At 38.4% G+C, this 13,612-nt stretch carries 13 protein-coding genes and 1 pseudogene; 10 read left to right on the forward strand and 4 right to left on the reverse strand.

Annotation, left to right across the window (positions count from 1 at the left end):
• Positions 1-41: 41 nt before the first annotated feature.
• Positions 42-956, reverse strand: coding sequence for a YopJ/AvrA family T3SS effector serine/threonine acetyltransferase (locus tag PVV69_RS08065; protein ID WP_273757105.1), 915 nt, complete (start codon positions 954-956; stop codon positions 42-44).
• A gap of 1,320 nt (positions 957-2,276) precedes the next feature.
• On the opposite strand from PVV69_RS08065, the gene PVV69_RS08070 reads away from it, so the two are divergent.
• Positions 2,277-2,609, forward strand: a complete 333-nt coding sequence (locus PVV69_RS08070; RefSeq protein ID WP_273757106.1) for a hypothetical protein — start codon at positions 2,277-2,279, stop codon at positions 2,607-2,609.
• Positions 2,610-3,073: 464 nt separating this feature from the next.
• On the opposite strand, the pseudogene PVV69_RS08075 reads toward PVV69_RS08070, so the two are convergent.
• Together PVV69_RS08075 and PVV69_RS08080 are read right to left on the reverse strand one after the other, a co-directional pair.
• Positions 3,074-3,409, reverse strand: a pseudogene (locus PVV69_RS08075) (YopJ family acetyltransferase); the annotation flags it as partial.
• Between the two features lie 145 nt (positions 3,410-3,554).
• Positions 3,555-4,100, reverse strand: coding sequence for a hypothetical protein (locus PVV69_RS08080; RefSeq protein ID WP_273721308.1), 546 nt, complete (start codon positions 4,098-4,100; stop codon positions 3,555-3,557).
• Positions 4,101-5,229: 1,129 nt separating this feature from the next.
• Between PVV69_RS08080 and PVV69_RS08085 the strand changes: the two genes are divergently transcribed.
• The 6 genes from PVV69_RS08085 (at position 5,230) to PVV69_RS08110 (ending at position 8,783) form a co-directional block, all read left to right on the forward strand.
• Complete coding sequence (locus tag PVV69_RS08085) at positions 5,230-5,697, forward strand: hypothetical protein (protein WP_273757107.1); 468 nt, start codon at positions 5,230-5,232, stop codon at positions 5,695-5,697.
• A 15-nt stretch (positions 5,698-5,712) separates the two neighbouring features.
• Complete coding sequence (locus PVV69_RS08090) at positions 5,713-5,871, forward strand: hypothetical protein (protein ID WP_273757108.1); 159 nt, start codon at positions 5,713-5,715, stop codon at positions 5,869-5,871.
• Between the two features lie 1,047 nt (positions 5,872-6,918).
• On the forward strand, positions 6,919-7,437 hold the full coding sequence (locus PVV69_RS08095; RefSeq protein WP_273757109.1) for a hypothetical protein: 519 nt from the start codon (positions 6,919-6,921) through the stop codon (positions 7,435-7,437).
• A 19-nt stretch (positions 7,438-7,456) separates the two neighbouring features.
• A complete protein-coding gene (locus tag PVV69_RS08100; RefSeq protein ID WP_273721315.1) occupies positions 7,457-8,014 on the forward strand; it encodes a hypothetical protein in 558 nt (185 codons plus the stop codon).
• 36 nt (positions 8,015-8,050) lie between these two features.
• Positions 8,051-8,569: a hypothetical protein gene (locus PVV69_RS08105; protein WP_273757110.1), complete on the forward strand. Its 519-nt coding sequence runs from the start codon at positions 8,051-8,053 to the stop codon at positions 8,567-8,569.
• Complete coding sequence (locus PVV69_RS08110) at positions 8,559-8,783, forward strand: hypothetical protein (protein WP_273721318.1); 225 nt, start codon at positions 8,559-8,561, stop codon at positions 8,781-8,783. The genes PVV69_RS08105 and PVV69_RS08110 overlap by 11 nt, the downstream gene beginning before the upstream one ends.
• Positions 8,784-9,573: 790 nt before the next feature.
• Here the strand turns inward: PVV69_RS08110 and PVV69_RS08115 are convergent.
• Positions 9,574-10,032: a hypothetical protein gene (locus PVV69_RS08115; protein ID WP_273757111.1), complete on the reverse strand. Its 459-nt coding sequence runs from the start codon at positions 10,030-10,032 to the stop codon at positions 9,574-9,576.
• An 836-nt stretch (positions 10,033-10,868) separates the two neighbouring features.
• On the opposite strand from PVV69_RS08115, the gene PVV69_RS08120 reads away from it, so the two are divergent.
• The 3 genes from PVV69_RS08120 to PVV69_RS08130 are packed head-to-tail and all read left to right on the forward strand — an operon-like array spanning position 10,869 to position 12,570.
• Positions 10,869-11,348, forward strand: coding sequence for a hypothetical protein (locus tag PVV69_RS08120; RefSeq protein ID WP_273757112.1), 480 nt, complete (start codon positions 10,869-10,871; stop codon positions 11,346-11,348).
• A gap of 55 nt (positions 11,349-11,403) precedes the next feature.
• The gene (locus tag PVV69_RS08125) at positions 11,404-12,000 is read left to right on the forward strand and encodes a hypothetical protein (protein WP_273757113.1); all 597 of its coding nucleotides are present in this window, start codon (positions 11,404-11,406) and stop codon (positions 11,998-12,000) included.
• 45 nt (positions 12,001-12,045) lie between these two features.
• Positions 12,046-12,570: a hypothetical protein gene (locus tag PVV69_RS08130; RefSeq protein WP_273757114.1), complete on the forward strand. Its 525-nt coding sequence runs from the start codon at positions 12,046-12,048 to the stop codon at positions 12,568-12,570.
• Positions 12,571-13,612 lie beyond the last annotated feature (1,042 nt).

The following is a 13,612-nucleotide window of genomic DNA, read 5'->3' on the forward strand; positions in this document are numbered from 1 at the left end:
TTATTTGCTATGCATATTGGCAAAAACTTTCAAAAATGACATCATAATGTCAGTAGAGACTTGTATTCAGAGACCCTTTTTCTATGTGATGAAACGGAGACAGTCTTTCCCTCTGCTTCAACGAGGTTTTTATCAAATCTCTCTACAAGAGTTTCATCTTTTTTGTTTACTTTTTCATGTTCTGCCCCCGGATTTGATTTTATATATTCCCCAAGACGTGTTCTGCCTTGCGTGTGTTTATAAAAACTTGCTGGAAGATACTTATCCAACTTTTCAGAAGGGAGGGGAGCGTTTTCTTCACATAATACACCGCTTATATTATCTTGGTGTATTCTTGTTAATTTCTCAGATTCTCGATAAAGTTTTTTGGCAAGCGCTAAACTAAACATGCCACATTCAGAAGAACTGCGTTGAATGTCCATTTCTACCATAGAAAAATGACAATCAGGCAATTGCTGAGATTGAACAGCCATTTGCGTTCTTATTGCCAGCATCGCTGGGGTCATATTATTGAATGTTGTAGGTTCAAAAAATATCACCGATGTTTTGTCCTCAATGGTTCTATGGTCAATTACCGCGAAATGAATACCCCTATCTTTCATACTAATTATGAATCTAGAAGATTGAATCCCAGCATCGATTGTTTCTTTCAGTAAGGAAGCAAAGTCGTAAGATGTTTTCGCAAATTTAAGACACATTTCTGGATATTTACGATTTGCCTTCTCTACCAAAGCTGGCATCATTTTAAGATCTGTACTTGCGTAATCGGCTTTCATCCAACGACTATTAATGATAGCACTCTCTAAGTTTTCAATAATATTTCTTAACTCTTCTTGTTTTTCAACAGCGGTACTTTCTAAACTTTCCAGAGGACTTGCTAATGATTCATCTGCGCTTTTACCTGTTTGCGTTGCTGATGAATTATGGGGGGTGTCTTTTGAAGCTTGCGGTTTCATAATATTGACTCTCCATGCTTGTAAGCGGTTTTCAATATTATTTGCTCAATTCCGGCTTAATTATGTTTATTTATTGATTGTGTTTGATTTTTTCATCTTGAAAGGGAAGGTGATGAGGGCGTTTTTTTAAGTGGATAAATTTTTGTAAAAAGCTTTGCTGAAGTTGGAATGATAAGCTTTCTAGAATTGTGTATTCTCGTGTCCTCTCACATGCAAAATTGGTAAAAATGAGAAGTTGGCGTGTCTTGCAACTTTATCTTGATATGTTCAAACGAAAGTTTTTTTCCTGCTTTTTTCTTTACATTGTGTATGGAGGCGTTAGGAAGAGCAAACTTTTTATGAAAAAGGTGTTTACACTGTTTTTTCATGAAAATGATGTCATCTCCTTTGAAGGTTTGCTTTCTTGGCTGCTTTCTCCGTTTTTCTTTCCATAAATGTTTTGCTACTTTCTGCATGTGTAAAGTGATCTCCTTGTCTCTTGTAAAGGAAGAAAATTTCACCCAATGGCGGATGGTTTTTCTTACCGGAAATCTCTTGATCACTTTTGTAATGGACTGTGGGTTCCTATTGGCTCTCTCTTGCTCTGAATATTTCGTTCAAATTTATGCTTCATGATGGGAGAAGAGAGAGGATGCAATGGTGGCTGTGGCTGATGATGATTTGAAGTCCGCATAGCTGATATCGTGTACTCGCGTGTTAGGTTTGAGGTGACAGCGATTGGGGCGTTTCTTCTTCTTTGTTGAGAGAAAAAATGGAAATAAAAGAAAGGGGATATCCTCTTTCTCATATTCCTTCTCTTAATAGTCTTACAATCTTTATAATTTGAGATGGATTATCTATACCGTAAAATACCAGCATTTAGAGTTGTAATATAAGGCATATAACATTTTCCCATATGGAATAGTTTAGGGGGGATTTTGGGGGAGTGAGGCAATATTGAGGGCACTGCTTGCTTTAAGATTTGTGGTCTTGTTGGATTTTATTCAGTGAAGCATAGGAAGCGGTAAGAGCAATGTGCTCAATAAAAAACCGGATTTTTTAAGGAAAAAACTGGATTGTTCACGAATTTGTGGTGATAGAAATCTCAATTACTGTGAGGACGGGAAGAAAATCCACCATATTCTACAATATTATAGGGATGTAATTGTAAGAATAAAGATATAAAAAACCTCTCCCCGCACATGTCATTAAATACCATTTTTCCTCTCTTGTCAAGAGAAAAAGTGGAATCAGATATTTTTATTTTAGTAAATCCGCTGATTATGGCGCAAATTTTATCGTTCCAATCGGAAAGTATTTTTCAAATATCGCACAAACGCTTTGTTCTCTTTGGGAGGAGGAAAAGATGCATTTGCCAAAGTTGGTGATGTGGCAGGTGGTGTGGGAGGTGGTGTGGGAGGTGGTGTGGGAGGTGGTGTGGTAGGTGGTGTGGTAGGTGGTGTGGAAAGTGATGTGGGAGGTGGTGTGGTAGGTGGTGTGGCAGGTGGTGTGGTAGGTGGTGTGGCAGGTGGTGTGGTAGGTGGTGTGGCAGGTGGTGTGGGAGGTGGTGTGGCGGGTGGTGTGGTAGGTGGTGTGGTGCGTGCTTATATAGGATCTATCAAATCTTTGGCCAAAGTAGTGGGCATGCTGAAAATAAATGCTTTTTGGGGATAAAAAGTCTGACTTTGCCAAGATGCAACCATAAGATTGGTTGTACCTGGTAATGGGATTTTGAGGTGGTGGGTGGCGGGTGTTGATGGTTTGTACTTGATCTTTTTCGTATAAAGTTCTCTATCAAAAAGCCTCACACAAGGTAAGGCATAATTGATATGCTAAAAATGATTTTTTGTCCCGCCTGCCAAGAATAAACGGGATGTAAAATTACACCATAAGGCGGCGGGCTTACAAAAATAAGTGTTCATGTTGGTGGCGTTTGTGGGGATTAGCGTTGGTGATTGGCGCTGATGGTTTGTATTGACGGTTTGTGCTGGTGTCTGGTTGTTTGCTTTTGGTGCTGGTTGGCACTGTTCTTGGCGGGTTTAGTGGCGCGGCTTTTGATGAGAGCGTTTTACATTCTTTACACTTTGATTGTGTCATCTTAATTTCCCAGATTCACGATAAAGTTTTTTGGCAAGCGCTCAACTAAACATTCCACATTCAGAAGAACTGCGTTGAATATCCATTTCTGCCATGGAAAAACGACAATCAGGCAATTGGCAATCTTGAATGGCTTGTTCTGTTCTCAATCCTCACATGGCTGCACTCTTATGCTGAAATGCTGTCGATTCAGAGAATATCAAAGATGTCTTGTTCTCGATGGTTCTGTGATCGAGTACCGCAAAATGGATTCTGCTGCTTCCTGAGTTTACTCTGTGCCTGGACGCGTGAATTCCAGCATCAGTCGTTTCTTTTAGTGAGAGGGAAAGGTGTTCTGGAGTCATCGCAAGTTTAAGATGCATTTGTGGATATTTGCGATTTGTCTGCTCTTTTTCAGGTTGTTATTTTGTGAAGCAGAGCGTGTTATGCTCTCTCTCTATAGGGCATCTTGTGGCAATATTTTTGCTGTTGTGCTTTTGTGAGAGGCTCATTCTTTAAGTCACAAAGAAAGAGGGAATAAGCTTAACCTGCAAAATATTGATGGAGCACATCAAGAATCATCCGTAAGGAACAAACAAGAGAGGAAAGCGGTTGATCCTCGACAACAAGATATTGTAGTGCAGCATGAAAGTGATGTTGGCGATGTAGATGTTGTGCTTCCTTAATCACTTCTTGCATCTTCTCATAGTGGTTGGTTGCTCTTTCTATCCATTGTTTTTGTGCTTTTTCATCGGAAGTGTGGGAAAAATCATCATAATAGCCATTTGGTAAACCTTTTGCACATAAATAGTCATTTCTGATTTGCAGATACTGTTGCGCAGTATCATATTGCTCTTTACTGATGCCTAAGGCATCCTGTTTAGAGCCAAGTAAACAAAGTCGTCCAATATAGCTAGCAACCAGCGGATTTTTTGCTTCTTCTATGGTCAAACCAAAGTGTTTTGCACGCATTTCAATGGTCTGTTGAGGAGAAGGAGAACGGGGGGTTTTAGCGCGTGAAATACGCCCATTGGGTTCTCTTAATTTTCCTGTTATCCTCGGTCTACCGCGTTTTTTAGCTATTTTCATGAACATACCATTTGAATTAAAAAACTGTCTGTTTAAGAATCATAACAGTGCAAAAAGCTCGGGGGGTGAATGTGCATAGGGATGGAAGCACATAGGGGGAAAAGAATGATGGCTGCTGATAAAAAACAGACGTTATAAAATTGTCTTTTCTCCCTCAAATGAAAGTGTCTTTAGAAATGGCAAAAACGTTTGTTATCAGTTGTTCACTATCCTTTATCTTATCATTTATAGTCACATATTTTAGTTTCTACAGAGATTTTTGACTCCTGTAGGGAAAAATCATTTTTGCCAAATACCATCCCCAAAAACACAATATTTTTATGAGAAATGGGATTGTGTGTTTTGATGAGATGTTTTATTGCTCATTCTGTTTGAGACAGTTCTATAGAAGTTTGCAAGCTTCTCTCTAGTGGGTACCGTTTTTCTGCTCGTTTTTTTCTGAGGTACAAAACGAAGAAGCTTGATGCGTATTATGTTGTGAAGCATAGTTTATCCACTTTAAAGGATAAAGTTATCTTGTGTTGAATAGTTTATCCCTATTTATAATATCACAACAGGGCTGATATTTTCAAGTAAATATTGATAATATATTGATAATGCATAGGAATAACCAAATATCGGTTCAGACGAATTGAGAGGGGCGTTTTTTTTATCCATCTTGATTTTTATAAATATCCTTTATAGTGGAAATCACTGCTTCATTTTTGCGGTTCTATAAAAGAGATTTGACCATGAGACTATTCTAAAATGATGGGGTGTTTTCTGTTTGTTTTCGTTGTGGTTTCCTTTCGGTTGTTTTTGAGCGGAGCTGTTTTTTTATGGGCGAATATTGGTCTAAAAAGGCGTGGGTGTTGCCTATTTGAAACAGCTTTGCTTCATGTTAAATGGAAGCTTGAAAAGGGGCTTGATTTTTTTTTTTGAGACTGATATAGACGTTTTTAATGCATAAAGCGATCAAATGCCTTCATCTGTGTGTTGGTTCATCGAAACACACAGATCTGTCATATTTTTAGCCATGCTTTTGGATTTTGCAAAAGAGAGACATCCAGTTGGTGTGGAAGTTTTTTGTTGTCCATGTTGATGCGTGGGAAAAATGGTGAGAGTGCTCTAAGCAGATGCCTCAAGGGAGGTGGTTGGTAAAAAAAGAAAGTGGGGGACTGTCAGCATGACAATCAATCAACAACACAACAAGCCACAGCAGGAATCTTTTCAAGCGCAAGGGAATGCACAGACTGCGTCACATGCAACCTTCGCTAAAGGATCAAAACTTTTTGCTTTCAAAGAAGCTATGATGCTTTCCATGAGAGATTATAAAATAATCTTCTGTATCGCTATAGTTCTGTTGCTCTTAGGCGCTTTGCGTATCCATTATCTACCAGGGTTTTTCTTCGGATTATTGTTTGGCGGAATTTACGGTGGGGAAAATAGCTTTTTTGAATATATCCTTTTTCTGCCAATTTTCCTCTGGGGATTGTCGGTGATTTTCTTACCTGTCGTTTTGGTGTTACATTACATATTGAATCGTAAATTGAAAAATATGTTTGAGAAACTGGAACAAAAAGCATCTCAACAGCAAAAAAAATCAAGCGCTGCATAAAAATAGGGGTAAAAAATGTTTCTTATTACAAAATTATTAGGTATTCTCGCGTTTTTTGGTCTTATCATCATTGCTGTGTTAAACAGTATGCTTATTGTTGGAATTTATTACTTTTTTGTCAAACGGGTGAGATTGTATCTTAACATGGAAAAGGAACTGAACGAGAGGCGTTAAAGGGGGATCAGGACTTTTATTAAGTGGTGAAAAGAAAAAGAAGCAAAAAGCAACATTTGATAAAAAATTGTTGCTTCTTTCTTGCAAATACCCCATTTTTTCAATGAGTTTCGGTTAGCTTAGTTGTTTTCGGTTAGCTTAGTTGTTTTCGGTTAGCTTAGTTGTTTTCGGTTAGCTTAGTTGTTTTCGGTTAGCTTAGTTGTTTTCGGTTAGCTTAGTTGTTTTCGGTTAGCTTAGTTGTTTTCGGTTAGCTTAGTTGTTTTCGGTTAGCTTAGTTGTTTTCGGTTAGCTTAGTTGTTTTCGGTTAGCTTAGTTGTTTTAAAAGAAGCTGGTTGGTGCTAAAGGAAAAATTGTATCATCAAATTTTTTATGATGTTGGTGCAGTTTCTTGCGTGCTGTGTGTTTCTATTGGCGTGGACAGCCGTTTTGACATTCATTCTTATGAGATTTAAGGCAGTAAAAATGGCCAAGTTGCATGTGTCTCAAAGCAAAAAAGCATTTTAGCAAATGTGAAGAGCATGATATTGCTGTTCTTATTATGCGGGCGAACCTCTATCAGTCTATGTTCATTGCTTCTCTTCTTTGGGGCACCATTTGGGTTTGTTGAAAAAATATTCCGTCCTTGAAAAATGATCCCTTGAAAAATCATCTGACACCAAAATAAAATAATCTCTCAAATAACGAAGTGTACAAAACACTCTCTTTTACAGGGTAATGTTTCTCAAAGGCATGAGAGCGCTGTTTGTCTAAAAAGTTTGTCTCAAAAGAGTTCAGCGTTTGGTCTCTGGAATGGGAGAGGGAAAATAATGGATCATTTTTCCTTCTCTTTGTTGTGCTTTGCCCATTGGAGATGCACGTGGATATTATATTGTTTTTGCTCTTTGTTTCTTCTTGTGTGCGAGGCTGTTATCAAAAGGGGTTAAAGGCCTTTTGGCAAGGAGAAACTGAAAAGTATGTTCCACAGAGAGAGCTTGCGAAATCTTGCGAAAAGCTTTAAATGAATGCCTCATATTGATGCGTGCTATCAAACATTTAAGGAGTGGGGGTATGCGTATAGATAAATCGCAAGATGAGCAACAACAGGTGTTTGTTCGCAGTGATACGGCTGTTGTCTCACAGGGGAGGGTTGATCAGAAATCAAAGCTTTTTTCTTGCAAAAAAACCTCTGTTCTGTCAATAAAAGATTACCTCATCATCGGCGCTCTGTCTCTCATAGTGGTGGTTGTTATATACAACAATTTTATGAAATGCTTTCATGGATTGTCTGAAGAACAGTTCACGGCAATGATTCAGAAAAATTTTCATGGGACGTTTCTGGAAAATCTGAAAGATTTATTCTTGGGACAAATTTCATGGGATGGAATCTATATGCAAGAATTGTGGAGTAGAGCTGGGTGGGAGAGTGTTTGGGCTTTTATCTGTCTTATTCCGCAAATGCTTTTTGGAATTGCTCAAATCCTCTTTCCTATCATTTTTGTCTTCCATTTCATGTTGAAGGGTGAATTGCAAGAAATGGTCCAGCAAGTGGAGAAATCGTCCGAAGAGTGTGATCCGGTTACTTCATAAAATAAGTAGGGAGAAAAATGTGACTTTTTTGTCAGCAGGTACAGCAATATTGACCATTTTATCCATGATGGTGGTCTATAGCATGATAAGTGTTTTTGCCATTATTGCCATTGTCGTGTTTTATTACTCTTTTTTTAAGCGTAGTGAAGTGCTTGCCAAGTCGCGTGAGAAACTAGAAATCTTCGAAGTACGTGAGGTACTTTGTCATGAGAGGGGAGAAGAGGAGCCAGTCTTTGATAGAGAAGCTTATCTCGCCTCGTTTAAAGAAGCCATGATGTTTTCAAAAAAAGATTATAAAAGAATCTTCAAATTCTCTTTTATCGTCCTTTTTATCCTCGTTATGCCTTTTCTCGTTTCATGTTTTATGGTGATAGCAGAGGTGACAACAAATGGCGTTCCTATACAAAAATTGATGGACAGTGGTGATTGGTCGTTTACTTTTTTTATGGTCAATGGTGTGTTTCTCTATATCATTTTTGTGTTTGTTGCGTTTTCCTTCCCAATCTTTTTGCTCCTTCATGCCAGACTCCATCTGAGAGTAAAAAAGATGATCAAGATCGTGAACAATTTTACTTAAAACAGAAATGCAATCAGTAGAATGTGAGAGGGAAAAGTGCTGTTTTTTATCAAATATTGTAGTCTGCTAGGGCGTATCATGTTGGCTTCTATGCTCTGTATGGTGATCATCGGGCTTCATTATTTTTTCATCAAGCGGGCAAGGCTGTATTTTCATATGCTGAAAGAGCTGAAAAATAGCCATCTTGCTGATAAAGGGCACGTGGTAGAACAAAACTGTGATACAGACATGCATTCTTTTGCGTTTAAAGAATCTCTGTTTCTTTGGCCAAAAGAATGTAAAAGACTCTTCTTTCTCTCCCTTAGCATCGCTTTGTTCTATGCTGTCTTCTCGACAGTAAAGTTGGCAGGTTGGAGGAGTGATGTGAGTGCTGTTTTCACTGTGCTGTTCAATTTTCTATCGGTTTGTTTTCTTGCCTTGGCACCTCTCATTGGGGTATTATGCATAAAGTTGACGGGTAAATTGAGGAAAATGATGCAGCAGTTGGAAGAAAAAATTGTACAACAAGATGCACCTCTTATACCAGATAGGCATGGGGAGAAAAATGATGGGTAGTTTTATAACATTAACAGCTCTCTCTTTTTTGTCTTCGACAATCATAGGCATTTTAGTGACTATGCCGGTTTTGGTCATTTATTACGTATTTATGAAGCGGGCAAGGCTGTATTACAAAGTGAAAAAACAACTCAAAGCGCTTCAAGAACGCAATAGAGAACTTGGAAGAATAGCAAAACAAGACCCGAAAGATGAAACAGAATTCAGTGTTTGATAAAGGCACTTTTGTTTCATTATTTCAAAAAGCCTCGTAAAAAACTTGACCTAAGACAAAGCTTCTCTCTTTTCACGGTTATGCTGACGACTTTCGTTGTGATACGCTGGCAGAGTATGGGGGAATAAGATTTCCTCTTTCTTTTGAAAACTGCTGGTGTGGATTGTTGGCTATGCTGTTTCTTTTCTTATTGAATATTTGGCTGTGTTGGGAGAAGTGAGGGGCGTTTTGTGAAAGAGTGAATGGGGTGTTTTACTGCTGATTTTGTGTTTGCTATGGGTTTTGTTTTTTTGAGCACTTTTTATGAGAGGTTTGAAAAAATCATGTAACAATGGAAAAAAGAAAGCCAGTGGAAAAATGAAGTTCATCACAGATTGTGAGAGAGGAGGGGTGAGAGTAATCGGGGAGGAGTGACGTATTAAGTCTTTTCCCTGTGTGCGGATATTGTTCGTTGGTTTTTGTTGTTGGCTGTATGTTTTAAAAGTAATGCGTTGTGGGGCGGGGAGTAGTCTGTTTTGTACGGGGAGACGAAAGTAAAAAGCGTGTAGAAAACGATAGAGCGTTTTTTCAGACATGGGAGAGAAGGTTTGATTGTCATCCATAAGAGTGTGTGTATATCGGTTCTTATGGCGCGCGCATTCTATGGGAGTGTTTTCTTGAGGTGTTTGTCGATAAAAGAGCCAGCAATTGGAAAATCATCTAGAAAGATCTTAACGGGAGAGAGAAAATGAGAAGATTTTTGAGAAAACAGTACGAAGCGCTTTATGAAAGCTGTGATGAAGATGTTCTGTTAATCTTCTTTTTGTTTTAAAACGGAGTGTTTTGCAGAATTATGGCTGTCAATACGCATGTTAATCGGGGAGGGGTGTTTTAGTCCTTTCTTCGGCGATGGGTATTTTTCGTTGGTTTTGCTGTTGGATGTATGTTTTGAAAGTATGCGTTGTGGGGCAGGGAATAGTCTGTTTTGTACGGGGAGATGAAAGTAAAAAGCGTGGAGAAAACGATAGAGCGTTTTTTCAGACATGGGAGAGAAGGTTTGGTTGTCATCCATAAGGGTGTGTGCATAGTGGTTTCGTGTCACGGCGCCGCTTGTTGGTGGTATAACGGTAAATCCATTGAGCACCACCACTTTCCGCTTATGAAGGAGCAAGTCGGCACCATCATTTATTTTGTCAGCTCCCAATGCTGCAACAGTCCTTGCTACCTGAGACGATTCATAAGAGGCATTTTTAGTTTTTTCGTACCACATTTGTATTCACATGCTCATGCCACTTGTGGTGTGCAAGCGAGAGATTTTGATTGCTTCAACATGGGAAAGGATTGAAATAAGAAAATCTTATGGTATTTTTGACTTTTATTCTATATGCAAAAAATGAATTATGATTATAAATCAATGTATTGACTATCTGATACACGCATCCTATGGGGGTGTTTTCTTGAGGTGTTTGTTGAGAAAAGAGCTGGCAATTAGAAAGCCCTTTGATCAGGTCACAACATCATCTCTACAAGGTTATTGTTAGGGAATTCATATACAAGACAGCAAAACAGGCAAGAGACTATAGCTCTTATCATACAGAATATTTCTCTGATCGTCCTCCTCTTTGCAAATGCCTCTTTATCCAAAGTTTCTGATCTTGTTGCTTCCTTTGGGAAAAATGGTGGCTAGCGTGGTTATGGGGTAGGTGATGTTTCTCCTGCTCGTTTTGTTTTGGGCTTGTTTTCTGATCTTTTTATTTCTTGTTACGCTTTTGTACATTCTACATTTGCAGTTTTTATATTCTGCATTTGTCTATTCTATAGGGGCTTTCACTGAAAAAAATTTCCACGAGCAAGAAGCAAACAAATCAAAGGGATGGTGAGGTATTGGTTTTGTTGATGGGAGAGGTGTGCTTATTGTATCGCTTCTGCCAATCTTTGCTCTGTCGTTTTTATCAACGGGATGAAATTTTCTCTTTGTGGAGAGAAAGAACAAAAAGCGTGCTGATAAGAGCATGAGAGAGCTTGCACAATTGTAAAAAAAGCTTTAAATGAATCTCTCACGTTAGTGTGTGTTGTCAGATAATGAAAAAGTGTGGGGGTGTTTTTATGACCATAGACAAACCACAACACGGGTCTCTTGCCAGTGAGGTAGCTGTTGTGTCTGGGGGTGCTATTGATAAAGCATCGAAGCTTTTTTCTTTCAAAAAAGCCTTGGCTCTTTCAACTAAAGACTATGTTGTCATCTGTTGTTTGGCTGTTCTCTTATTGGGGGGTGTTGTCGCTATTACGTATATAAAACCTTTGGAATATTTTCATGTGCTCTCTAGGGAAAAGCTCATGGCAATGGTTCAGGAAAATCTTCACAAAACACCTTTAGAATTTTTTAAAGATTTAATCTTGCCCTCATTTTCTTCGAGTGAAATGGCTATACAAGAATTGTGGCATGCCGCTGGATGGAATGGCGTTTGGGCATTTATATGTTTTATTCCGCAAGAGATTTTTGGAATTACTACAACACTCTTTCCTGTTATTCTTGTCTTCCATTTTCTCTTGGATCGTGAGTTAAAAGAAATGATCCAGCAATGAGAAAAATCGCAAAAGTAGTGCGATTCAATGGCTTTATAGAACAAGAGAGGAAAAAATGAATTTTTTGGTGATATTGTTCGTAGTATTAACTGCTGGGTCAATGATTGTCATATATAGTGTGATTACTGTTTGTAGTACTATGGCAATTGTTGCAATTTATTACTCCTTTATTAAGCGTATTAAGCGTGCAAGAAAGTTGTCTCAGACTTTTGAGGAACAAATTTTTGAGAAACTAAAAAAGAATGCCACAGAGCATTTGAGTGGTGATGGGAGCAAAATAAAGGAGAAGAGACCAGCATTTAACACAAAAGCTTATCTCTCTTCTTTTCAAGAATCTTTGATGCTTTCAAAAAAGGACTATAAGAGAATATTTATTTTTTCTCTTATTGTATTTGTCTTCATATTCCTGCCTTTCGCATTTTCACTAGTCATCGAAGGAGCAAAGTTTGCACAAGGATTTGCACAAGGAATGGACATAAAACAAATAGTGAATATGAGTTCTGGATTATTTCGTTTTTATATCATAATGGCTGTGTTAGTGTTTTTAGCCACGGCATTGGTTGCTTTCTCTTTACCAGTGATTTTAATCTTCTACGGTATAGTTAATCAGAAAGTGAAAAAGAATATGAAAAGGTTAGAAAAGCTTGCCTAAGTGTCACTCAATCGATAAGTACACAAAATGTAAGAGGGGAAAAAAGTGCTTCTTTTTATAGGATATTGGGGTCTGCTAGGACTCATCATCATAGGCATTGTCATATTTATGGTTTTGATTGGGCTTCATTATTTTTTCATAAAGCGGGCAAAATTATACTTTCATATGCTTGAAAAACTGAAAAAGAATGCGGGACATCTTGCGCCTTTTCAACAGCGGGGAACGATAGAAAAAAATGCAGCGCTTGATACGAAAACCCGCCTTCTTTCTTTCAAACAATCCATGTTGCTTTGGCCAAAAGAGTTTAAAATAATATGTATCCTCTCTCTCCTCATGGTGCTTTTAAGAGCTGCACTCTTAGCAGGTTGGAAGGGTGATGTAAGTGGCGTTATAATTCTTCTGTTAAGTTGTCTATCGGAAGCTTTTCTGTTCTTGGCGCCGATCGTTGGATTGCTATGCCTCAAATTGACGGGTAAATTGAGAAAAACAATCCAGCAATGGGAAGAAGAAATCGTACAACAAGATAAAAGAATTAGCATGCAAAATGCGCTTGGAGGCAAAAATGACTAGTAGTTTTGCAACATTCTTGGTTCTCTCTTTTTTGTCTTCAACAATAACCGGCTTTTTAGTTATTGTGCCAGTTTTGGTTCTTTATTATCTGTTTATAAAGCGGGCATGGCTGTATTGCAAAGTAAAAAAAATGAGAAGAGAGAACAACACGACATAGCGTTTTTTCAGACATGGGAGAGAGGGCGAAGGTTTGGTCGTCATCCATAGTGGCGTATGCATTTCCCTTTATCACGGTTCTCATCTTTCTAATGGTTTTCAGGGGGCGCGCGCATCCTATGGGGGTGTTTTCTTGAGGTGTTTGTCGATAAAAGAGCTGGCAATTAGAAAGCCCTTTGATCAGGTCACAACATCATCTCTACAAGGTTATTGTTAGGGAATTCATATACAAGACAGCAAAACAGGCAAGAGACTATAGCTCTTATCATACAGAATATTTCTCTGATCGTCCTCCTCTTTGCAAATGCCTCTTTATCCAAAGTTTCTGATCTTGTTGCTTCCTTTGGGAAAAATGGTGGCTAGCGTGGTTATGGGGTAGGTGATGTTTCTCCTGCTCGTTTTGTTTTGGGCTTGTTTTCTGATCTTTTTATTTCTTGTTACGCTTTTGTACATTCTACATTTGCAGTTTTTATATTCTGCATTTGTCTATTCTATAGGGGCTTTCACTGAAAAAAATTTCCACGAGCAAGAAGCAAACAAATCAAAGGGATGGTGAGGTATTGGTTTTGTTGATGGGAGAGGTGTGCTTATTGTATCGCTTCTGCCAATCTTTGCTCTGTCGTTTTTATCAACGGGATGAAATTTTCTCTTTGTGGAGAGAAAGAACAAAAAGCGTGCTGATAAGAGCATGAGAGAGCTTGCACAATTGTAAAAAAAGCTTTAAATGAATCTCTCACGTTAGTGTGTGTTGTCAGATAATGAAAAAGTGTGGGGGTGTTTTTATGACCATAGACAAACCACAACACGGGTCTCTTGCCAGTGAGGTAGCTGTTGTGTCTGGGGGTGCTATTGATAAAGCATCGAAGCTTTTTTCTTTCAAAAAAGC

Origin of the sequence: Bartonella sp. MM73XJBT (genome assembly GCF_028618465.1) — a bacterium.
GTDB lineage: Bacteria > Pseudomonadota > Alphaproteobacteria > Rhizobiales > Rhizobiaceae > Bartonella.